Annotated in this window: 16 protein-coding genes, 1 tRNA gene, 1 other RNA gene and 4 pseudogenes; 6 read left to right on the top strand and 16 right to left on the bottom strand. The window is 64.3% G+C overall.

The features are described from left to right. Window positions 1-11: 11 nt before the first annotated feature. Together ACYVKI_RS04880 and ACYVKI_RS04875 are read right to left on the bottom strand one after the other, a co-directional pair. Window positions 12-1,652, bottom strand: coding sequence for a glutamate synthase-related protein (locus tag ACYVKI_RS04880; RefSeq protein ID WP_460689186.1), 1,641 nt, complete (start codon window positions 1,650-1,652; stop codon window positions 12-14). A gap of 115 nt (window positions 1,653-1,767) precedes the next feature. Continuing rightward, window positions 1,768-2,382: a hydrolase gene (locus ACYVKI_RS04875; RefSeq protein WP_460689185.1), complete on the bottom strand. Its 615-nt coding sequence runs from the start codon at window positions 2,380-2,382 to the stop codon at window positions 1,768-1,770. Window positions 2,383-3,213: 831 nt separating this feature from the next. Here ACYVKI_RS04875 and ACYVKI_RS04870 point away from each other — a divergent pair. The 3 genes and pseudogenes from ACYVKI_RS04870 to ACYVKI_RS04860 form a co-directional block, all read left to right on the top strand. Then, the gene (locus ACYVKI_RS04870) at window positions 3,214-3,387 is read left to right on the top strand and encodes a hypothetical protein (protein ID WP_460689184.1); all 174 of its coding nucleotides are present in this window, start codon (window positions 3,214-3,216) and stop codon (window positions 3,385-3,387) included. Between the two features lie 77 nt (window positions 3,388-3,464). Next, window positions 3,465-4,822 (top strand): annotated as a pseudogene (locus ACYVKI_RS04865) (ISL3 family transposase). A gap of 13 nt (window positions 4,823-4,835) precedes the next feature. Beyond that, window positions 4,836-5,000: pseudogene (locus tag ACYVKI_RS04860) on the top strand (transposase); the annotation flags it as partial. Window positions 5,001-5,281: 281 nt separating this feature from the next. On the opposite strand, the gene ACYVKI_RS04855 reads toward ACYVKI_RS04860, so the two are convergent. From ACYVKI_RS04855 to ACYVKI_RS04845, 3 genes and pseudogenes are all read right to left on the bottom strand, one after another. Further along, entirely contained in the window at window positions 5,282-6,139 is an 858-nt protein-coding gene (locus ACYVKI_RS04855; protein WP_460689183.1) for a glycosyltransferase family 8 protein, read from the bottom strand. Beyond that, the gene (locus tag ACYVKI_RS04850; RefSeq protein ID WP_460689182.1) at window positions 6,139-7,350 is read right to left on the bottom strand and encodes an MFS transporter; all 1,212 of its coding nucleotides are present in this window, start codon (window positions 7,348-7,350) and stop codon (window positions 6,139-6,141) included. Before ACYVKI_RS04850 ends, ACYVKI_RS04855 begins: the two co-directional genes overlap by 1 nt. Window positions 7,351-7,951: 601 nt before the next feature. Continuing rightward, window positions 7,952-9,252, bottom strand: a pseudogene (locus ACYVKI_RS04845) (IS256 family transposase). Here ACYVKI_RS04845 and ACYVKI_RS04840 point away from each other — a divergent pair. Together ACYVKI_RS04840 and ACYVKI_RS04835 are read left to right on the top strand one after the other, a co-directional pair. After that, window positions 9,242-9,520: a type IIL restriction-modification enzyme MmeI gene (locus ACYVKI_RS04840; protein ID WP_460689181.1), complete on the top strand. Its 279-nt coding sequence runs from the start codon at window positions 9,242-9,244 to the stop codon at window positions 9,518-9,520. The pseudogene ACYVKI_RS04845 and the gene ACYVKI_RS04840 overlap by 11 nt on opposite strands. Window positions 9,521-9,594: 74 nt before the next feature. Next, window positions 9,595-10,161 carry a hypothetical protein gene (locus ACYVKI_RS04835; RefSeq protein ID WP_460689180.1) on the top strand — a complete coding sequence of 189 codons (567 nt, stop codon included), beginning with the start codon at window positions 9,595-9,597 and terminating at the stop codon, window positions 10,159-10,161. Between the two features lie 33 nt (window positions 10,162-10,194). Here ACYVKI_RS04835 and ACYVKI_RS04830 read toward each other — a convergent pair. The 3 genes and pseudogenes from ACYVKI_RS04830 to ssrA all read right to left on the bottom strand — a co-directional run bounded on the left by ACYVKI_RS04830 (window position 10,195) and on the right by ssrA (window position 11,052). After that, window positions 10,195-10,271 (bottom strand): annotated as a pseudogene (locus ACYVKI_RS04830). 182 nt (window positions 10,272-10,453) lie between these two features. Next, window positions 10,454-10,527, bottom strand: a tRNA-Leu gene (locus ACYVKI_RS04825). A 151-nt stretch (window positions 10,528-10,678) separates the two neighbouring features. Continuing rightward, window positions 10,679-11,052: a transfer-messenger RNA gene (gene ssrA / locus ACYVKI_RS04820) on the bottom strand. 135 nt (window positions 11,053-11,187) lie between these two features. On the opposite strand from ssrA, the gene ACYVKI_RS04815 reads away from it, so the two are divergent. Further along, on the top strand, window positions 11,188-11,349 hold the full coding sequence (locus tag ACYVKI_RS04815; protein ID WP_460689179.1) for a hypothetical protein: 162 nt from the start codon (window positions 11,188-11,190) through the stop codon (window positions 11,347-11,349). Window positions 11,350-11,413: 64 nt separating this feature from the next. Here the strand turns inward: ACYVKI_RS04815 and ACYVKI_RS04810 are convergent, their stop codons facing one another. The 8 genes from ACYVKI_RS04810 to mptB (ACYVKI_RS04775) all read right to left on the bottom strand — a co-directional run bounded on the left by ACYVKI_RS04810 (window position 11,414) and on the right by mptB (ACYVKI_RS04775) (window position 21,187). Further along, window positions 11,414-12,319 (bottom strand): hypothetical protein, encoded by a 906-nt coding sequence (locus ACYVKI_RS04810; protein ID WP_460689178.1) that lies wholly within the window; start codon window positions 12,317-12,319, stop codon window positions 11,414-11,416. Window positions 12,320-12,407: 88 nt separating this feature from the next. Next, entirely contained in the window at window positions 12,408-13,061 is a 654-nt protein-coding gene (gene orn / locus ACYVKI_RS04805) for an oligoribonuclease (protein WP_460689177.1), read from the bottom strand. A gap of 107 nt (window positions 13,062-13,168) precedes the next feature. Continuing rightward, on the bottom strand, window positions 13,169-14,257 hold the full coding sequence (locus tag ACYVKI_RS04800; RefSeq protein ID WP_460689176.1) for a tyrosine-type recombinase/integrase: 1,089 nt from the start codon (window positions 14,255-14,257) through the stop codon (window positions 13,169-13,171). A gap of 319 nt (window positions 14,258-14,576) precedes the next feature. Continuing rightward, window positions 14,577-15,557, bottom strand: coding sequence for an AEC family transporter (locus ACYVKI_RS04795; protein WP_460689408.1), 981 nt, complete (start codon window positions 15,555-15,557; stop codon window positions 14,577-14,579). A 75-nt stretch (window positions 15,558-15,632) separates the two neighbouring features. Further along, window positions 15,633-16,475, bottom strand: a complete 843-nt coding sequence (locus ACYVKI_RS04790; RefSeq protein ID WP_460689175.1) for an SOS response-associated peptidase — start codon at window positions 16,473-16,475, stop codon at window positions 15,633-15,635. An 86-nt stretch (window positions 16,476-16,561) separates the two neighbouring features. Then, entirely contained in the window at window positions 16,562-17,926 is a 1,365-nt protein-coding gene (locus ACYVKI_RS04785) for a glycosyltransferase family 87 protein (RefSeq protein ID WP_460689174.1), read from the bottom strand. Further along, window positions 17,923-19,578 (bottom strand): polyprenol phosphomannose-dependent alpha 1,6 mannosyltransferase MptB, encoded by a 1,656-nt coding sequence (mptB, locus tag ACYVKI_RS04780; RefSeq protein WP_460689173.1) that lies wholly within the window; start codon window positions 19,576-19,578, stop codon window positions 17,923-17,925. The genes ACYVKI_RS04785 and mptB (ACYVKI_RS04780) overlap by 4 nt, the downstream gene beginning before the upstream one ends. Further along, complete coding sequence (mptB, locus tag ACYVKI_RS04775) at window positions 19,571-21,187, bottom strand: polyprenol phosphomannose-dependent alpha 1,6 mannosyltransferase MptB (RefSeq protein WP_460689172.1); 1,617 nt, start codon at window positions 21,185-21,187, stop codon at window positions 19,571-19,573. The genes mptB (ACYVKI_RS04780) and mptB (ACYVKI_RS04775) overlap by 8 nt, the downstream gene beginning before the upstream one ends. Window positions 21,188-21,335 lie beyond the last annotated feature (148 nt).

Genomic DNA, 21,335 nt, shown 5'->3' with positions numbered 1-21,335 from the left:
GTCGAACCAGATCAGGACGACTTCTGCGGAGCTGACCGATCGGGGTCCGGGCCTGCGAAATCGATGCCGGCCAATGCAGCGGTCGTCGGATTCCACGAGGTCAGGTCATCCGGCGTGAAAGATCGCAGGGAGTCGTGCCCACATGCCCGCGCCATCACCGTCATCAGATGGACCGAAGACGTGATGAACCGCGCCAGCCGCTGAGATGCCTCCTCAACGGGCAGCCGAGACCGCAGATGCGGCTTCTGCGTGGCGATTCCGACAGGGCAGCTGTTCGTGTGACACGCCCGCATGCCCACACAACCGATGGCCTGCATGGCGGAATTGGCGAGGGCCACCGCGTCCGCGCCCAACGCCAAAGCCTTGATGAAGTCAGCCGGGACTCGCAGTCCACCGGTGATGATCAGACTGACGTCATCGGCGCCGGACGCGTCCAAGTGCCGACGAGCACGGCTGAGCGCAGGAATCGTGGGCACTGAGATGTTGTCGCGGAAGAGCAGAGGGGCAGCACCCGTTCCCCCGCCCCGGCCATCCAGGATCACGTAGTCCACCCCGATGGCCAACGCGGCGTCGAGATCCTGTTCGATGTGCTGCGCAGACAGCTTCACTCCGACCGGGATGCCTCCGGTGACCTCCCGAATCTCAGCAGCGACCTCAGCAAAGTCGGCCGGCGTCGTGAGGTCCACGAAGCGCGAGGGGGATATCGCATCCTGACCGGGAGCGAGCCCTCTCACCTCGGCGATCTCCGGCGTCACCTTATGCCCGGGCAGGTGGCCGCCCGTGCCGGTCTTGGCGGCCTGACCCAGTTTGAAGTGGAAAGCCCGGCTGGCCGAGACTCTTTCCTGAGAGAACCCGAACCTGCCGGACGCCAACTCATAGAGATATCGACTGTTCTCAGCCTGTTCCTCCGGATGGACACCGCCCTCGCCTGAGCAGATGCCGGTGCCCGCGCGCTCCGCCCCGCGGGCCATGGCAACTTTCGATTCTGCTGACAACGCGCCGAAACTCATGTCGGACACCAGCAGGGGCCCAGCAAGGTCCAAAGGTCGTGCCGCACCCGGGCCGATGACGACATCCGTGGTCACGGGAGCCTCATCGAGCAACGGCGGCCTGTGCAGCTGAGCCGTGAGCAGCTGGATATCGTCCCACCGTGGCAGGCCCCGGCTCGAAACGCCCATAGCGGCAACCTCGCCATGGTGCCCGACGTCTTCGAGGCCATTCTCTGCCAACGATCGGATGCTCTCCACGTGCGGTTCGGCGTCGACACCCTTCGTCGGAGCGTATGTCCCCTGATAGCGACCGCGGTCGAAAGGCTGAGGGTTCTCTCGTCGCCACTGCCGGACCTCGGAGGCGTCGACGTAGAGCGTCCCACCCTCCACCCAGGAGGTGAAGGGCTGGAGATCTGCGCCCTTGAACCGCACGTTGAGACCCGTCTCGGCGTCGTAAGTCGAGCCATGGAGAGTGCAGACGAGGTGCTGACCTTGCACACGCCCGTCCGCGAGCAACGCCCCTCGGTGCTGGCATCGGCCGTAATAGACTCGTGCGTTGCCGGCGGCATCGATCAGTGCCACGAGGTCGACGCCTTCGACCAGGCGTCCCACAGGCTCCTCCCGGGAGAGGTCCTCCATGGCAATGAGGGCGGATGGCTCCATTGTGCCTCCTCGGGGCGCGGTTCAACATCGCGGTATGGCATGACTGTCGCGTAGGTCGCCGTCACCACTGGCGTCGACGGCGCTCCTCGCTATCACGGGGCTCAGACGATCGACGTCACCCGTCCTGTCGAGAGCCGAAGTACCACTGGAGGATAGACCGCAGTCGGTCGGCTCCGTCCCTTCCCCAATCGCGCTGCAACTCCGCTACGGCAGAGATGGCGGTCACCGGGTGGGCCCCTGCCTGGACCATCCGGTCCATCGCACTGTGATGCGCGGTGGGGCTGACACCGCCGATCGCGTCCACAACCGGGTAGATCTCGTATCCCTCGCGGATCATGTCGAGCGTGGGAAATGCGACGCAGACTTCCGTCCACAATCCCGTCATGAGAATCTTGCGCCGGCCTGTGGACTCCACGGCCGCGCGAAAGTCTGTGTCCTCCCACGAATTCAACGTCGTGCGGTCGATCTCGTCCGTCGCCGGGAGAGCATCGAGCAGCCGCTCGTCGGTGCCCCGGTTCACGCCCATCTCAACACCCACGGTGCTGAGGACAACGGGCAGTTCGAACGCACGCGCCGCACGTGCGATCGTTTCAGCGTTCAGCATGAGAGAATCATGGTCGACAGACGCCACCGTGCTGATCTGCTCGGGCTGATAGTCGATCAGCACCAGTGCACAGTTCTCCGGGGTGAGCAGGTGATCGTCGGAACGTGGGAAAGTTGCGCCTGACATGGGAACTCCGATCACTCATGGGCCGCAGAACGCGTAAGTAACTTGATAGTAGACTCCTTCACCCACATCATCAAGATCTCGGCGAGCCTGATCGATCGCTCCCACGGGTCGGCCCGAACCCACCCCGGACACCTGCACGACAGGCGCTGACGCGAGAGTCCGCGAACCCCGCTTCCGCCGTTGTCTCGGCATGCGCGACGTCGGCGTCGCCGCCCACCTAGTACTACAGTCGTGTTTATGAGGCATGGCCTCGGGCGCGGTGATGGTGATGACGGGCCTGCTGCTGGTGTCGTCGACGCCACCGCGAGCGAAACAGGACCTCTTCCGGGCATCTCGGCGAGGACCAGATCAGGGTGCCCAGCAGTCGCCGAATCTCGGGCACCGAGAGCGCGATCAGTTCCTCTGACCCGGGCTCTGATCCGGACTCAGAGCCCCCGTTAGCTTGTAGGTGGCCTCGGAGTCCATAAGGATGAAGGGGTTGGCCGGTCCGGTCTCTGGGCATGATCGTTTGCCCCCAGTCCCAGTCATGATCCGGGGGGTGTTGTCACCCAGAGACTGGTCACGGGCGGATCGTGGATCGCTGATAGAGGCACGACAGCCCCAGCCCGGACGGGTAGAGGGCTTGTTTTCTAACGTGGATGCCGAGCATGAACCGCCCTACCGACTCCCCGAGATCTCGGTGCTGGATCCGGCCAGCGGCGGGCCCGGCACCCTGGCCGGTGCCCGTGACGGTTCACAGAGACGGGAGAAGACCATGACCCGGAACCTGCAGGACGTCGAGGTGGGCGGTTTCTACCGTTGGTCGCAACAGCCTGACTCTCAGGAGTTGCGATGGAACCGAAGAAATCCAGGCATGGTGAGGACCTCTTCGAGGTCCTCACCACCAAAATCCAGCAAGGCATGAGCATCCGAGCTGCTGCAGCAGAAATCGGAGTACCGAAGACGACCGCGCATAAATGGCTCTTCGGAGTTGAGGTGGGGGCAAGCGACGCGCCGGTGAGCTGAGCACGGGACGAAGAAGGGGCCGGGGCCCTGATGATGTGTAGCGACCAAGCAAACACCGCCAGGAAGCCCCGACCCCGATGTCCGAGAATACGCGCCCGGCCCCGGCCTGCCCAGCTGGCCAGCACGCCTACTGCCACAACTGCGACCTCTTCGCCGACCTCGACGGTCTCCACGTCATCGCCGTGGAACGCCCATCCACTGCGGGGCTGCTGCGCGTGGTCGTCGAATCAGCAGCAGAACCGGCGGGTTGCCCGGACTGCGGAGTCATCGCCACCAGTGCCGGCCGCAAGAACGTTGAGCTCATCGATGCTCCGGTCTATGGCATCCCGGCGAGGCTACGCTGGCGCAAGCGCCGATGGCGCTGCGCCGATGGCGCTGCGCCGATCCTGACTGCGACCGCGGAGTCTTCACCGAGCAGAATCCGGCGGTGGCCGCCCCGCGGGCGCTGCTGACCCGCCGGTGCATCAGCTGGGGTGTGGCCCAGATGCGCCGGGAGAACGTCTCGGTGGCGGGCTTGGCCCGTCAGCTGGGGGTGGACTGGCATACCGTCTGGAACGCGATCGCCGCACTGTTGCAGGCCGCTGCTGATGATGAGTGTCGCTTCGCCGGGGTGGTCACTCTGGGTGTGGATGAGCATATTTGGCACCACGTCGATCGGCGTCGACGCGGGCGGAAGGAGCTCACCGGCATGGTCGACCTCACCAGGAACCCTGAGGGGCGGGTGCAGGCGCGGTTGCTGGACCTGGTGCCCGGCCGCTCCGGCACCGTCTATGCCGACTGGCTCACCGCCCGCAGCCCCGGCTTCCGCACCGGGATCCGGATCGCCCCGCTGGATCCCTTCGCCGGGTACAAGAACGCGATCGATGCCCACCTCGACGAAGCCGCCGCGGTGCTGGACGCTTTCCATGTGGTCAAGCTCGGCACAGCCGCCGTCGACGAGGTCCGTCGCCGGGTCCAGCAAGAGATTCTGGGCCACCGAGGTCGGAAAGGCGATCCGCTCTATGGGATCCGGCGGCTACTGCAGACCGGGATCGAGCACCTCAGCCAGGCCCAGTGCCGGCGGATCGAGAAGGTCATCACCACGGATCCCCGCCATGAGGAGGTCTTCATCGCCTTCCAGTGCGCCCAGGAACTCCGCTCGGCCTATCAGCACCATGACATACGCGCCGGACGGCGCATCGCGCTCAAGGTCCTCGAGTCCTTCCGGTCCTCTCCGGTGGCCGAGATCGCGAAACTGGGCCGGACCCTGCGTCGGTGACGTAGAGAGTTCTTGGCCTACTTCACCACCGACCGGTCGAACAACGGGGGCACCGAGGCGGTCAACGGACTCATCGAGCTGGCTCGTCGCATCGCCCGTGGGTTCCGGAACCGGGACAACTACCGGCTACGGATGCTGCTGATCGGAGGAGGCCTCGATGGGTATCTCCCCACCTGAAGCCCGAAGAGCCACCAACGGGCTGCTGCGGCAGTACTTCCCCAAAGGCACAGACCTCTCAGTTCATGGGCCTGAGGATCTTGAGCACGTTGCTGAGGAGCTCAATGGCAGGCCTCGTGAGACGCTGGGATGGCACACTCCGGCAGAAAAGATGAGAGATCTGCTCCCAGCCGGGTAACCCGCTGCTGTTGCGACGACTCGTAGAAACCGCCGTCACGTCCATCAAAGAGTCAGAGCAACCGGTCCAAGAGATTCATAGTGAAGAGCCGCGACAATGCATAGGCATCGTCCAGCGTCCTCCTGCGCGTCGTCCCGATTGAGAACAATCCATCGGACAAGCTCTAATTGTTGAAGGCAGTTCATCGAATGGCTTGCAAACTCACACGTACGTGCCAGCCGACCACCTCGGCAACATACCAGTAGCCCCGCTAATCAGCCAATCATCAAAGATGCCTGGGATCAAGCCGAGCAAGAAGACAGGCGGGCCAAACGATCGAGTGCGCTCTTATAGATCCGGCGCCTCTCTCCATCAGGGAAACTATCATACCAAGGCTTCGGTTCGCCCACGCAATGCACAAACTCCACCTCATCAAGACGGCAATCCCCAAAAACATCTAGTCGTGCGCTCCTCATGTGATTCCAAGACTTATCAAGGCGCTTCCACTTACGATACAGGGAGCAGTTCAGCGCGTCCTGGTCAGGAAATCGACGCGCAGGCGCGGTCCGGGCCAGATAGGATAAACAATTTTCGGTAACCTCAGAATCCAACCACTTTTTAACGTCTATAATCATGACGCCAGAGTTGAAATACATCTGGTTGGGATCCAAATCATAGCTATCCAGCCCAGGCAGGCCACCAGTGTCAACGAGACGTTTGGTAAAAGCATCACGAACCGCACCAATCACACTATCGTATAGCGGCTCCTCCCAAAGCTTGCGAAGTCTCGACCCCAAAGGAATCAAGTCGCCATCCAAGTAAATCAAACGGTCAACATGAAATTGGCCAACAATTCCAGGAAGCCATAACCTCAGATACATCGCTTCAGAAATGTATCCGGCGAAATCACGATCTGATACCCCGAGAGACTCAACGTTTGCATCGGAACATTCAACGACGCGTACTGTCGACCCGTTCGAAAGTGTCGCGCACAGCTCGTCGGACCACCTCACGAAGGGCGCAGCGTCAGACACGCCGACCCAGAAGCAGAACGTCTCATCAGGGTGGGACTCTTGAATCAGAAGCATCATTGCAGCAACAGGTCTCATGTATTTATCGTCGATCCCAAAGCCGACATGAATAACGTCCCTCTTCTTCATCAATCTCTCCTTGAGGTGTAACTAGTGACAAGAAAAACGAAACAAGCGATCAAGCTCAACACGCTTCCACAGTAGTATGCTAGGGCGGGCTCATTCGTCACCATGAGTATACCAACAGCGGGACTGGCCACTGCGGCCGCCCCCGTACGCACAACGATGACCGTGGTCACTGCATCAGCGCCGAGCGAAGCCCGAGAAGAAGCCAAAACCATCATCCGATTCGTGACAAGCACGCCGCCGAATCCAGCAATGATCGACCCACAGAACCAGACCAAAGGAATTTCGCCCGCAATAGACCACAGGAGTAGGCCAACAGCTACTGAACAAAAACCGAAAGGAATAGACCAACGGCGCATCCTGCCAGCGAACACCGTAGATGACGCAAGACCGCCACACAATCCACCGAAACCAAATAGCGTTGCGGAAATTCCAAAAACCAGACCTGTATTTCCGCCTTCAGAAAGCGCCAAGGGAAGGTAGGCCCTAGCTGGGTCAGCAATCCCAGCCAGCAGCAACGCCAAGATAACCGCAGTCGACCCTGGCCACCAGCTCCAAGGACGTCGGCAGGAGCCAGGATCGTAGCCTCTAGCCACCTCCTCACCCAATTTCCCCTGGGGCCCACGAGTCGATAAGATTAAACCCATCAGGAACGCCAATAGGGCCAAAGCACAAAGAAGCTTAAATGCCCCCACACTAAGGCCAGCCAACGCATCTAAGGGTGACAGCAAGCCCCCAATTAGGAATCCCCCAGTTCTGCCCGCCTGGTACTGAGATGAGTCCAATCCCACAAACTGAGTTCTATTGGCCTCAGAATCACCCCAGTCTGAAATTATCTTGATCCAAGCGGGACCCGCGACGGATGCGGAGAAGAAGAGGCCAACAATGGTGGTTGCTAGGAACATCGACGAAATACCTCGATCAAGAGATTCCGAACAGATGCTCCAAATGATCGCAGTAAGGGCCATCAGCGCTTCCAGAGCAATACCAATGACGATGGCACGATTGAGCCCTAGTGTCCTAGCAAGATACCCTCCAAGGGTAGTCCCAGTCACACTAGCAACCGGGATCATCGAGACCACGGGTATAAAGTACATGTGGGTCGAAGAGTCACTGCTGAGGTGCCAGAGTAGCACGACCTCCAGCCCCGCGGTCCCGGCGTTGGAGAGGAGCGCAACACTAAGTAGGCCCTTAAGAGCGCGTGGAGTGCCCACTAGCTTTTGACTCACACGAAATCCACCATTTCCACTCGATAAAAATGCGTATTACCTCCCGTTATGGGGTCTACGGGACAGTTCCACTCCCAGGACACGTTCCCGCTGCTGTCGATCTCGCGGGCCCAACCCTCGTGTGAATTTCCAAGAATGTAGGTGTCATCACCGGTCACCTGCACATTTCCCGCATGTGGACAATGAAAGAAAGAAGCTTTGTCGCCGCGCTAGAACTCTCGAAAAAAATCCATTTCCTCAGCCATAATCCAGGGCCGTGTGTGTGGCCACGGGCCGTGCATCCAGGATCGCCTCGACGCACGGGGCCAGCATCTGGCGGTGTGCGTCACCATCTACGCCGATTGCCTCTTCCCACCGTGCTGCAGCGGCGCTCCACAACCGTGTGCCGTTGAGGAGTCCGGTTGATGCTGACTCGAATTCCATGTGGGAAACCTAACATACCGCCCCTGTTAGTGGGGCAGGTTGTATTGCGGCAATGTTGTCACGTAGTTTCGAGGAAGTTGAACAAGTAAGCTGGTGTGGGTTCGGTCAAGTCCGGTGGAGTGGTGTATGAGTCCTGTGATCCTTCGAGGCTATGGGCCTGGGGTCAGGCGGCTACGGGATCGATGCTGTGCGGCTCCACCTCCTCCCCGAGGAGGCCACCGGCGTCAGCGTCGATGGCAGTGTCACTGACCAGCCGAGCCTGTTCGAGCGCGTCGAGATTCATGTAGCGGCGGCCTTCGGCCCATTCGTCGTGCTGCTCGGCCAGCACGGCCCCGACCAGTCGGATGATCGCGCCCCGGTCGGGGAAGATCCCGACCACATCAGTGCGTCGGCGGATCTCCTTGTTCAGCCGCTCATTGGGGTTGTTCGACCAGATCTTGGCCCACAGCTGCTTCGGGAAGGCGGTGAAGGCCAGGATCTCCTCCCGGGCGCACCCGAGGTGATTGGCGACCCTCGGCAGCTTGGCCTCCAGGGCCTCGACGACCCGATCGAACTGGGCGTGGACTCCCTCAGCCTCGGGCTGGTCGTAGATGCTGTGCAGCAGGGTCTTCACCCACGGCCACGAGGCCTTCGGCGTCTGGCTCATCAGATTCGCCGCATAGTGGGTCCGGCACCGCTGCCACGATGCCCCGGGCAGAGTCGCAGCGATCGCGGCCTTCAGTCCCGGATGCGCATCGGAGGTGACCAGCTTGACCCCGGTCAGCCCACGAGCGACCAGATCCCGGAAGAATCCCAGCCAGCCGGGGCCATCCTCGCTGGAGGTGACCTGGATCCCGAGGATCTCGCGGTGCCCGTCAGCGTTGATGCCGGTGGCCACCAGCGCGTGGACCGGCACCACCCGGCCGGCTTCGCGGACTTTGAGCACCAGCGCATCGGCGGCGACGAACGTGTAGGGGCCAGTATCCAGGGGCCGGTTGCGGAACGCGGCGACCTGTTCATCGAGCTCGCTGGCCATGGTCGAGACCTGAGATTTGGAGAGGTTCTCGATACCCAACGAGCCGACGAGCTTATCCATCCGCCGGGTGGAGACCCCAAGCAGGTAACAGGTTGCCACCACACTGGTGAGCGCCCGTTCGGCACGCTTGCGGCGCTCGAGCAGCCAATCGGGGAAGTACGAGCCTTCCCGCAGCTTGGGCACCGCGACGTCGAGGGTTCCGGCCCGGGTGTCGAAGGCCCGGGTGTCGAAGGCCCGGTGGCGAAGGCCCGGTGGCGATACCCATTGCGCCTGTTGGTCCTGGTCTCGGAGGTGGTGCCGTAGTCGGCTCCGCAGACCGCGTCAGCCTCGGCAGAGAGCAGCGTGTTGATGAAGAGCTGGAGCAGTTCGCGCAGCAGATCTGGACTCGCCTGATGGATCTGTTCCTCGAGCAGGCGGGTAGGGTCGATACTGGAGGGCGTGGCGGTCATCGTGGTGCCTTTCTTCGAGAGGGAAGTAGAGAGCTTTCTCGAAGGATCACACGGTGGCCGTCACGTCTTCGTCAGCGACGCGCTCACCGGGGTTCCGTACACCACTCTGCCGGACGCTACTACGATGGATCCCGCCTTGATCAAGGCACACAGCAAACTCGACGCCATAGTCGACCGGGCCTTCGGCGCAGATCACACATGCCAGTCTGAGAAAGAACGGCAGGAGATCCTGTTCGCCCGCTACGCCGAAATGACCGCGGACAAGTGAGTGCCCACGTGGAGCCTAACTTGCAGTTGCCCAACCACTCGTGACACGAGAGTCCACCATCTGAGGGGAGCACGATGAACAGCCTCGACGCCGCATACGAACGCGACTGGGAGGAGCCGACGCCCTCCCTATCCGTGTTCGTGAAAGAAGTGATGGACCTCATCGATGCTTTCCTGCGTCACCAAGAGAAGAAGGCTCAGATTTCAGAGGCTGCGGCCAATGCGTTCAAGGGGCAGACCAGAATCGTGTCTGGCGATCAGGACGCTGGGCACGATCGAGCGAACAAGAAGACGCTTGAATATCTGCGCAGTGCCTACAACGCTCGCCGCGAGGAGACCTCCTCCAGGCTCGTGAGTGAACTGCGCACGGCAGAGACGACAGATGGCCACCTCAGCGTCGAAGGATTCCACGTGGCCCCAGACATGCATGAAGTGGGACTCGCCGGGTTCGACCTGGCGACTAAGCTCTCAGGCTGGCACGGCGCCCTGGTCGACTTCCTTCGCAACGGTGGACGGAAGGCGCTCCGGTACGCCCTCTCGTGGGCCAATATCCTGCTCGGGAGCATGGCAGCGTCCGGGGTGCTCCGGCCACTGGCTGAGCCGATCAAGGAGCTCAAAGACGTCGTCCACACCATGATCTGAGGCCGCCACATGGCACAAGGATCCGTCGTGTTGCTCGCCAGGCAGGATTCGAACCTGCGACACCGGGGGGGGTAGAAGCCCCGTGCTCTTCTCCGCTGAGCTACTGACGATTGGACCGGCCCAGCCCTGGTAGTCCGGGGCCGGCGGTCAACGATGCACCTCGTCGACTCCGCAGCGCCTCGCGTCGGGCGAAGCACCACCGGTGGTCCCGTGTCGTGGGCCAGACGCGAACGGGACCGGTGCAGGTCACCCATCCGAAGCACGGCGCAGGGGTTCAGCCTGCACCGCGCCGTGGCCCTGACGGGAGTCGAACCCCTACTGCGCGAGGTTTGAACTCGCTTCCTCTGCCTGTTGGGATACAGGGCCGTGTGCCTGACTCCGGGGGTCGCGCAGGTACGCCTCGGCCCTCGCACCATGGCCGTCCTGGGCGCCCTTCGCCGGTATAGGTTCGAACTCGTCCACGCTCGCTCTCGTCGTGATCAGAGGATGGCGGCGTTGACGCGACGCCCCGGGTCAGTCGTGGAGGCGGCGGGAATCGAACCCGCGTGCCTGGGCTCCACCGGTGAGGTTTCTCCATGCTCAGCCGAACGTCAGTCTCAGGTCCTGCTCCGGGTCCGGCGCCGGAGCCTGTGGCCTATCCCCAAGTATCTCTTGCGCCTCGCCGGCTCGGAGAGCCTCCTTGCGGTGCGCGCAGCCATCAGTGTCGACGGCTCCCCGGCGGCGATGGCGGTCGCCGAGTCACCGGGAGTTCATGCGACGAGCGCGAACTCCTTCTGCGTTCCATGAGGCTTGGCAGATATCTGGTGATCGGTCGAATTTCAGAGGTGCCCGATCAAGCCTCTGCATGCTTGCTCAACGGTCAAGCGCCCAGGTCGAAACCTGGTCGCCCCCATAACGGTCTCTATGCGGTTGTCACCACCGGCATCTCTGCCGGTGAGGCTGTAGTGTCCGGGCGAACCGCGTTCTGTGTTCCCAGATCCCATATCGTGGAGCCTGACTGTCCGCCCCCATCTCCAGGAGCTCACTGTGTCCCAGCCTGCCGAGGCCCCCGCACTTCACGTCGAAGAGGCCGAACTGTTGACCGCGCCCGCCGTGGGCGTCGTTGCGCCCCACCAGCCCCTGGACGACCTCGACGATGAGGCAGCCCAGCAGCTCAGCCGACACTCGGACTACTCCAACGGAGAGTGACGCCGCTCCGACGTAGGAAAGGTCATCTGCGCTGAGGCGTCACCAGGCAGGGGCCTCAGTCCTGTCACCCGCGTCGTCGCGCGCTCATCCCGGTAATCGTGACGACCAGCTGCGCGTGGTCAGAGAGGACTCCGAGATCGGTGTCGTCCTTCGGAGGCTCGGTCACTTCCAAAGAGGCCTCCGTTCCAGGCCAAACCTCGTCCGACAGTCGAACGACTGCCTTGTCCGGGAACCCTTCCCGCAGATCATCAGCGGGATATTCGTAGGTCCTTTTCCGACTGTCGGCGTCTTGGAGGAGCTCCCGCGGCCACTGCCCGTGCTGGTCGGCCCCGAGCTCGTCGAGGCTATGCAGGCGGTCCCGATAGGCGGGTTCTCTGTCGGTGAGGACGTTGAAGTCCCCGGCGACGAGCAACCCGTCGGCACGATTCTCCCGTTGGAAATCACAGGCCGACCTGAGTGCCGACGATAGGTCCAGCACCCGACCTTTGTGCACGGGGGTGTAGACGCAGACGACGGCCAGCGACCTGCCTGTACCTGTCCTGAGGACTGCGGCCGCCGACGCGAAGACGACTTTCTCCCTGACTCGGGTGCCGCCATCTTTGCCGCAGACCTTGTCGACGATGGGTGTCTCGGCGAAGCCAGTGACGTCCACATCGATATCCTCACGGATCATCAGAACGGTGTAAGGCTTCTCGGACTGGTCTCGCCGCCCGGAGCCTCCGGAAATCCTCTTGTCCAAGGGCTTATGGACGATCCGGTAGCCGCGCTTGGCGGCCATGTCTCCGAGTGGCGGACCCCATGCCGGACGGTCAGGCTCGATGCTCTGCCTGCCCACTGCGGTGAGGCCGATGATGTCCCATGGCTCTTTGAACAGGTGGGCGAGCACCTTGTCTCGCCGCACTCGGGCGTTCTGTGTGGTCGCCCCCAGTTCTGCGACATTCCAAAATGTCGTGCGCAGGCTCTCACTCATGATGATCGTCTCCCCGGCCGCCCCTGGCGTTCATGTGTAGTGCAAGGACAGCAGAGACCTCTGACATGTCGTTGCTGCGCGCGGCGGCTCAGCGACCTGGCGGCGTCGGGGCGAGTGCGTCCCGTAGAGACTTGGCCTTGGCGATCGAGCCGTAGACATCGGCCAGGGCACGGTGCTCGCTGGAAGCCGCCGAGGCGGCAGTGTTGGCGCTGTGAACACCGAGGCGGACGGCGAACTCGTTGACGGCCGAGATGTCGTAGGTACGGTGAGAGCACAGCGCACGAGTCTCCGGGAAGCGCTCAGAGAGCACTCGCAGGTCGAAGCTGCCTACCGATGAGCCGGCGACAACCGCGCCCTTGTAGTCATAGCCCGGGGTCTCCGAGCTCGCCCCCTTGGCCGGGAACCAGTCTACGACGAAAGCGCCCAGTGCGGCATCTGCCTCCTGCACGGTCGTGGTGGAGGCCTGAGATTCTGCCAGTAGCCCGTTGCTGGTGTGCATGTTGCGCACGTAGTCGTCCATGGACTGATAGGCAGACTCCGGCGCACCGATCACCATCGGCTCGAAGACGGCCAGCTGATCGAGGTTCGCGTCGGTGACGACCGCGGCGACCTCCAGGACGTGGACGTCGTAGCCGCGGTCGTGCAGACCGTTGGTCTCGAAGTCCAGCCAGAGAAGGCGGGTGATGGTGTCCCGGCTGAGCGCGCCAGGGACGGGGGCTGTGGTGTGCTGGTGAAGGGTCATGCATGTCCGGAGGGAGCTCTTGTGAGTTCCTCAGGCACTCGACTCGCCCCGCTACACAGATATGAGGTCGAAACCACAGTAGCTGAATTTCGCCAGGCTCTGCCGCATCAGGCTGCGTCAGCCAGGACCGGCTGTTCCATCTTGACGATGGACTCGATGGCGCCGGTGTAGTCGATGGTTTCGAGGTTCGGCGCCACGTAGAATTTCCTGGTGGTGTACTCGTCGGAGTGACCAGCCTGTCGGGCTGCGGCGGCCAGGCCGTGCCGTCTCTCAACGGCGGTGATGACGGTCTTGCGCAGACTGTGAGATCTGAATCCCCCGTTCCACACGTGACTCAAATGATCAGCATCAGCCATCGCGTACTTGACCGACCTCTCGACCGATGACAGGTAATACGGGCGCCCGGTAGCTGTATGGAAAACGAAATCAGAATCTGTTCTCGCATCGAGGCGACGCCTCAGAATGATAGTCGCGAAGGTCGGTAGCGCGATGCGCAGCGCCTTGCCGGACTTAGTGGTGTCGATGTAGAGGCCCTTGCCAGGTTCATAGTTGGTCCCAGCATCCACCAGGATCCAGGGAACCTCGTCATCGAGGTGGACCTTGTCCCAGCTCAGGGCGAGAACCTCGCTGATTCGGCACCCAGTGGCGAGCATAACATCGATGATGTCGAGGATCGGCGTGCGCTCATGTGTGGGGTGATCGCACCACCTGCGGAAGACCTCACGGACCTCGGCGAGGTCTTCCGCCGAGATCACAGAGGGCTCAGGAGCCTTGTACTGGATGCGTTCGGTCTCACGGCCCATGTTGAAGGGCAGAAGCTCATGTGCGACTGCGTACGCGCACGCACGCGAAAGAATCGTCTGTACGCGTCGAGCCGTAGCCATCAGGCGGCCGTCAATGGTCGGAATCGACCACAGAAGCTCGTTGAGTTTTCCGACGGTGATCTCGTCCATCGCCCAGTTTCCCGCCACCGGCAGCACGTGGTTCTTCACCACGTAGCGGTCGTCATTGATTGATCGAAGGCGCGGATGTCCGGTCCGCCGGGACTTCTTCTCCAGGTGTTCGAACCAACTGTCGAAGACCTGGGCGAACGTGACTCCTTCGCCTCCGAGCCGACCGTTGAAGATGTCCTGCGACTTGCGGTGCCATTTGGCCTTCAGCGCGGTGGTGGCCTTCCCCTTGGTGGGCTCTCGCACCGTCAGCTCTCGACGGATGCCTCGACCATCACGGTAGTAGCACCGAGCTCGCCATGATCCATCGTCTAGTTGGAGATACGTGATCTTGCCACGCTCACCGATCCGCAGTCCTGGTCGTCCCATGACACTCCATTCCGATTCTCCGGTACGCATCAAAAGTGTCCGGAAACTCTCGTGCGAAGTGCCGAAGACGGGCATCGGTCGGGTCACAGGGGCTGCTGAAAGTCGGTCGTAAATCGGTCACAGGCTCTGACGCCGTGATCTCCCGTCCCTTTCAACAGTGCCCTCTCGACCCCGATCCCCCGGGTCAACGACCCGCTTAGATCCGCATGAACTCAGCGATCAGAGGCAATGTCACTACGCTGAGAACAGTCGTCGCTACCAGCACTGAGGCAGCAAGCCGACCGTCGCCGTCGTATTGCTCGGAGAAGATGAACACCGTGGTGGACGACGGCATGGCCGCCATGAGGATCAGCGTCATGGCCCACACCGGTCCGAGGTGATCCAGGAACGGCAGCACTGCCAGCCACGTCAGCAGAGGCAGGGCCAGGATCTTCACCACGGTGCCCAGCACGATGGAGCGCTTGAGCACCCCTCCGCTGCGGATGCCCTCCACCGCCGGATGCATCGCCAGTCCCACGGCGAACAGGGCCAGCGGCACCGCCGTCTGCCCCACCATGTCCACACTCTCGGTGATCACTCCGGGAAGCCCCAGCGGGGTGAGCACCAGCAGCAGCGCCGCGGCCATGGACAGCGCCACCGGGTTGACCAGCACGGCCCGCCTCACGATCGGCCACAGCCGGCGCCGCCATACCGACCGGAAGTCGCCGGACGCACCGCTGGCTCCGGCGCCCGCCGCGGCTCCGGAGACGGTGCGGACCACCGGATAGCCGGTCATGTAGATCATGTTGTGCACCAGGTGGATGATGCCGGCGGCCAGTGCGGCCTCCGGACCTACGGCGCTCAGGGTGATCGGGATCCCGAAGTAGCCCACATTGCCGAAGGTGGCCGCCAGCGAGGTCGGTGCCGCCCCTTCGCGGGCCCGCGGCCCCAGCAGCAGCGCGACCCCGTAGGTCGCGGCCGACAGCGCCAGTGTCACCACCGCAGCGATGATCACCGCTCCCACCGGGAACCCGTGTCCCAACGGGGCGTCCACCACCGCGGAGAAGACGAACGCCGGCAGTCCGAAGTAGAACACGAAGGCGTTCAGGGCGCCCTGCGCCTGCCGGAAGCGGGTGGCGAATCCGGCCAGGAAGCCGACGACGAGCACGACGAACATCGGGGCGATCGTCATCAGCATGGAGAGCACCCTCAGATCCTAGGTCATCAGGACCTCGCCGACGGCGACCATGCCCGCACCTCAGCCCCGGCGGGTTCAGAACATCGTGCCGACCGGCCGGATCAGCTCCGGGGAGTCATGGCGGACGTTGCCGACCGCGCGGTCCACCTCGTGGATCCTCCAGCCTCGGGCCACCTGCACTGCCTCGAGGCGCAAAGATTCGACAGCGGCCTCCATCTCCTCCTTAGACCGCTCCCCGGGAACGATCCACTCGGCGGCGGCCCGCGCGGACATCGCCAGCGGGAGGCGGTCATGGAGTCCCGCCAGCTCGGTGAGCACGGCATCACCCGGGGCCGAGCCGCCGTCGTCCTCCGCCGCCGGCTCAGGCGACGGGCCGGTGAGGATCGTCGCGGAGAGCACCCAGGCGTCCTGGCCCTCGGCCGCCCGCTGCGGATCCTTCCACCACTCGTAGAGCCCGGCGAAGAGGATCAGCGGCGCGTGGGCGTCCTGGACGAAGAAGGGAGTGCGCATCGGCTTCGACGAGCCCTCTGCCTGGGTCACCCGCCATTCGTAATAGCCCTGGACCGGCACTGCGCAGCGCCTTCTGCGCACAGCAGAGCGGAAGCTGGGCTTGGAGACCACCGTCTCCGAGCGGGCGTTGAAGGTCTTCGAGCTGAACGCTGCGCTCTCCGCCCAACGGGGCAGCAGCCCCCACCGGGCGGCGTGCACCTCACGGCGCCGAGACCGGCTCGCATCCTCCTCGTAGCGCTCCACGAGGATCGGCACCGTCGAGGTCGGGGCGACGTTCCAGGACGGCCGCCACGGCTGAGCATCGTCGTCGGGGATCTCACCACACGGCGAGACCTCCTCCATGCCGCAGCTCTCCAACGCGTCGACGAGCTCCCCGGCCCGCAGCGCCATCACGTAGCGTCCACACATGGGGCCTCCTCAGCCTCGGCCTGCAGGCAGGAGCCTACTCGCTGCACGGCGACGGCAGAACCCCGCCGGAGCTGCGCGGCCGGAGACTACCAGCGCAGCCGAAGCGCCGTCTGGAGACCGAGTCCGGGCAGGGCGGCGACGTCGGGACGACCGGCGAGCACGCCGCCCAACGGGTCATAGGCGGCGCTGGGCGTGGTGGACGTGCTGGGCACCTCGGAGCGCACCACGTCGACCTCGGGATGGAGGATCTCGCGGACGACCTGCACCATCAGGTAGATGACCGTGGCCATGTGCAGCACGATTCCCAGCCCATAGGCGGCCTCGATGAGGTGATGCCCGGCGCCGATCTCCCCGCCCGAGGTGATCTTCGCGCTCATCAGCCATACGGCGGCCCAATGGAACACCTCGGCGGCCTGCCAGACCACGAACGCCCGCACCCGTGGCCGGGCCAGCACCACCAGCGGGATCAGCCACATGACGAACTGCGGGGAGTAGACCTTCCCGAGCAGGATGAAGCTGGCCACGATGAGGAAGCACAGCTGCGCCATCCGCGGGCGAGTGGGCGCCGCCCAGGCCAGGTACGCCACCCCGAGGCAGCACACCAGGAACAGCCCGTTGGAGAGCAGCGAGAAGCCCTGACCGTCGAGCCCGAGCCAACCGAAGGCCAGCCACATCGAAGAGAAGCTGACCTCCCGTTCGGAGGAGAACCGGTAGAACGTGGACCACTGCTCGAAGGAGGCCACCATGAACGGCAGGTTCACCACCGCCCAGGTCACCGCCGCGGCGACCAAGGTCGCCGCCGCCGAGCGCAGTCGGCCCGCCCGCAGGCACAGCACCAGGATGGCGCCGAAGAAGAACAGCGGATACAGCTTCATGGCCGCACCGAGTCCGATCAGCACCCCGGCCCAGGCGGGGCGGCCGCGGCCCCACAGCAGCAGCGCCAGCGCCCCCAGGAACACCGCCCACATGTCCCAGTTGACCGACAGCGTGAGGATGATGCCCGGCGCCAATGCCACCAGCAGAGCATCGGACCGGCGCCGTCCCGCGGAGAACGCGGTGGCCAGCACAGTGCCCAGCCAGCAGAGCACCACCAGGGCATGGTTGAGGTCGTAGAAGGCCAGCACCCGCTCGTGGCCCTCGCCGGTGCCGGGCACCAGCATCGACACCAGCCCTGCAACCACGCCGATCAGCACCGGATACTCCATCACCTGGTCGGCCGGCACCTCATCCAGGAACGGGAAGCGTCCCTCAGCCAGACCTCGTTCGGTGAACAGCAGCGCGAAGTCCGAGTAGCACATGTGCACATGCTGACCCGGGTCGGTCCAGCCGTTGACCCGACACCATTGCACGGCAAGCACGGAGAGGACCGCGCCCAGGCAGGTGGCGGCCAGCAGGACCCACAGCAGTCTGGAGGTGCGTGGGGCGGGACGGTTCTCGACGGTGCTGGTCACCGGTCTCCTTCATGTGATGCTGGGCAAGGGGCCGCAGCCGCGGTGGATCGGAGCAATTCTCCCAGCCCCATCCACCCGGTCCCGGCATTCCAGGCCTGTGAGGGCCGCCTCATGTCGAACAGCTCCATGGTGTTGGGGTCGAAGAGCAGCAGATAGACCAGATAGACAACGGCCACCCCGGCAGCGATCAGCTGCACCACAGTGGTGTCGATCCATTGAGCCACGGAGAGCTGCCCGACCAGGGAGAGCAGCACCAGGACGCTGAGCAGCACGCTCACCAGCACCAGCGACCGTCCCCGATGGACATGGGCCACGGCGAACAGCGGCAGGACCCACAGCAGATACCAGGGCTGGATGACCGTGGAACTGAGGATGACCACCAGCAGTCCCAGCCCGGCCCACAGCAGGGGATTCCCCAACCGGCGCCGCAGCAGCATCCAGGCCAGCACACCGGCGGAGAGCACACGGGCACCAGCGAAGATCCAGGACGCCACCAGCTGGGCGTCCAGGCCCCAGACCACGGCCGCCACCAGGCCCAGCCCGGTGCCCAGCAGCCCGACCGGAGCCACCGGAGCGATGGCAGAGCCGGCACTCAGCGCGGCGGTGATCCAGCCCAGCCCGACGCCGAGGAGCAGCCCACCTGCGACCAGCAGCCCGGCGGCGAGCGCCCCACCGATGAGCCATTCCCGCAGCCGGGCCGCATAGCGGCCCACCAATGCCGCAGGGTCCTGCAGGCTGAGCAGCAGGGCGAACGGCAGCACGGTGATCGCGATGGGTTTGATCGCCACCGCGGCGGTCAGCAGCAGCACAGCGCAGATCCGGCGGCGGTCCAGCGCGCAGCACATGCCCAGCAGCATCAGCCCGATCATCAGCGCATCGTTGTGCGCCGCCGGCAGGAACACCAGCAGGCTGAGCGGGTTGAGCACGCACAGCCACAGCGCCCAGGCCGGTTCCGAGCCGAAGGCCCGGGCCAGCCGCGGCAGCGCCACCAGCATCAGCGCCACTCCGAGGACGCTGAGCAGGCGGAACAGCGCCACCGAGATCTCCGGAACTCCGTCGGAGACGAACCAGATCAGCCGGGCCAGCAGCAGGAACAGCGGGCCATAAGGGGACGGCGATTCCGCCCAGAGCCCGTCGGCTCCCTCCATGAACCATCCGGGCAACTCGGAGACGCCCGACTCATAGGGGTTCAGCCCGGCGTGGAGCACCCGGCCCTGGGCCAGATAGGAATACACGTCCCGGGAGAAGATCGGCACAGTGAACAGCAGCGGAGCGCCCCACATCAGCACTGCGCGGCGGATCGTCACCGTCGCCTCGGCATGCCAGCCGCCCACGCGCTGGGACAGCCGCAACCAGGAGCGCAGCAGCAGCAGGGCCCCGACGCTCAGCAGCACCGCGCAGACGATGACCCCGGCGGTGGTGGTGCGCAACGGCAGCAGCATCGGATGGACGGCCAGCACCGACGACGGCGTCATCGCCAGCCAGCCCACGCCCCAGGAGCCCACCATGATCATCAGCGAGGCCAGCAGGCCCTGACGCAGCGTGTGGGAGGCCGCCGCCTCCTCGCCGCCGATCAGCCAGGCCGTACCCGGGAAGGATCCGAGCACCTCGCGAACGCGCCACGCGGCCCGTGAGATCACGGTGTCACGCACGGTGGCGCCTCCAGCGCGGGAGCTCGACCTTCACCGGTGGCAGGTGCCATCCTTCGTAGACCACCCAGCGGGTGCCCCGGTCGAACAGGCCCAGCCAGAGCATGCAGCTCCAGGAGACGGCCAGCGAGAGCGCGACCATCTGCTGGTCCATCTCGAGGAACTGCCAGACCGAGAGCTGGTCGGAGGCGCCGAAGGCCAGGAAGAAGCCCACGGTGAAGACGACCCACTTGAACTGCCAGTCCTGTCGGATCCCGGTGACGGCGAACAGCGGAAGCAGCCACAGCAGGTACCAGGGCTGGATGATCGGTGACAGCACCACCAGCGCGGTGAACGCCCAGGTCATGCGTTGGACGATGTGCCGCGGATCGCCGCGGAACATCAGCCACAGCACGATCAGCACCGAGAGCAGCCGGCCGATGAGCTTCAACGTGTCCAGAGTCCAGTAGTGGGCGATGCCCAAGGAGCCCAGCACTGTGGAGAGCATGCCGTCGACGATCCCCAGCGGGGACCAGAAGACGCTGCCCGTGCCGGTGCCGGCCATCACGGCCAGCCACCCGAATCCGTAGCCCTGGACGAGTCCCACAGCGATCAGCACGACGGCGGCGATCCCCGCTGTCCATGTCCAGTACAGGAGCCGCCGCCCCCAGCTGGCCGCCGGACCGGCCCAGAGCAGCCCGATGAAGGGAAGCAGCACCATACTGATGGGCTTCATCCCGATGGAGACCACCACCAGCAGCGTGGCCACCACCCCCTGGCCGCGTGCCGCGGCGTAGACCCCGGCCAGCGCGAAGCCGACCATGAGCGCGTCGTTGTGGGCGGAGGAGATGAAGCTGATGATCAGCAGCGGGTTGGCGACCGTGATCCACTGGGCCCGGGCGCCGTCGACTCCGTGCAGTGCCGCCAGCTTGGGGACGTAGAACATGATCAGCACCACCCCGACCACGCAGGCCAGGCGGAACAGCAGGATCGCCAGATCCGGGCGGTCTCCGGTCAGCCACATCACGGCGGCCTCGATCCAGAGGAACAGCGGGCCGTAAGGGGTCTCCGACTCGGCCCAGAGGATGTCGGTGCCCAGATGGAACCAGTTGTCCAGGGTCGAGACGCCGGTGGTGTAGGGGTCCTCTCCGGCCAGCACCAGCCGTCCCTGCCCCAGGTAGGCGAAGACGTCCCGCGAGAAGATCGGAAGCGTGATGATCTGCGGCAACGACCACAGCAGCACCGCCAGGTTGACCGTCCTCAACGACGAGGGCCCGAATCCGTCCAGAGCACGGCCGAGCCGCAGCCAGGCCCGGAACATCACCCAGCAGCCCAGTGTGAGGGCCACTGTGCAGAGGATGACCCCGGCGGGCTCAGTGCGCAGCGGGATGATCCAGGGGTGTCGTGCGATGGGTGAGATGCTGACGAGCCACCCCACGCCCAGGGAACCGAGAAGCACCAGCAGTGATCCGAGGAGACCCTCCAGCAGCGGTCCCCGGGCGCTCGCAGGCCGACTGGTGGTGCGTCCGAGCGCGGCCAGCCGGAGCGCCGCCCGGGCCACGGTGCTGCTGAGAGCCCCGCCGGGTCTGCGCTGGGCAGAGGCGGAGTTCTCGGCGCCGGCCACGTCGGTCATCCCCACGAAGATACCACCGCCACCACGTCCCTCCTGCGGCCGTGCGTGGGGAGGATGCCGGGGTCTAGAGTTGTGCCGTGACTGACACGACTGAAGAGAACACAGGCTCCAATGCAGGCTCCGCCGGCGGCAGCACGGCAGGCGACTG

Source organism: Nesterenkonia suensis (genome assembly GCF_054782935.1).
The sequence above is the reverse complement of the archived record's forward strand: the minus strand, read 5'-3'. Positions and strand labels throughout refer to the sequence as shown.

What these genes read in the sequence shown, in the direction of transcription:
- ACYVKI_RS04880 (WP_460689186.1), bottom strand. Translation starts at nt 1,652, where the DNA reads ATGGAGCCATCCGCCCTCATTGCCATGGAGGACCTCTCCCGGGAGGAG.
- ACYVKI_RS04875 (WP_460689185.1), bottom strand. Translation starts at nt 2,382, where the DNA reads ATGTCAGGCGCAACTTTCCCACGTTCCGACGATCACCTGCTCACCCCG.
- ACYVKI_RS04870 (WP_460689184.1), top strand. Translation starts at nt 3,214, where the DNA reads ATGGAACCGAAGAAATCCAGGCATGGTGAGGACCTCTTCGAGGTCCTC.
- ACYVKI_RS04855 (WP_460689183.1), bottom strand. Translation starts at nt 6,139, where the DNA reads ATGAAGAAGAGGGACGTTATTCATGTCGGCTTTGGGATCGACGATAAA.
- ACYVKI_RS04835 (WP_460689180.1), top strand. Translation starts at nt 9,595, where the DNA reads ATGAACAGCCTCGACGCCGCATACGAACGCGACTGGGAGGAGCCGACG.
- ACYVKI_RS04810 (WP_460689178.1), bottom strand. Translation starts at nt 12,319, where the DNA reads ATGAGTGAGAGCCTGCGCACGACATTTTGGAATGTCGCAGAACTGGGG.
- orn (WP_460689177.1), bottom strand. Translation starts at nt 13,061, where the DNA reads ATGACCCTTCACCAGCACACCACAGCCCCCGTCCCTGGCGCGCTCAGC.
- ACYVKI_RS04795 (WP_460689408.1), bottom strand. Translation starts at nt 15,557, where the DNA reads ATGCTGATGACGATCGCCCCGATGTTCGTCGTGCTCGTCGTCGGCTTC.
- ACYVKI_RS04790 (WP_460689175.1), bottom strand. Translation starts at nt 16,475, where the DNA reads ATGTGTGGACGCTACGTGATGGCGCTGCGGGCCGGGGAGCTCGTCGAC.
- mptB (WP_460689172.1), bottom strand. Translation starts at nt 21,187, where the DNA reads ATGACCGACGTGGCCGGCGCCGAGAACTCCGCCTCTGCCCAGCGCAGA.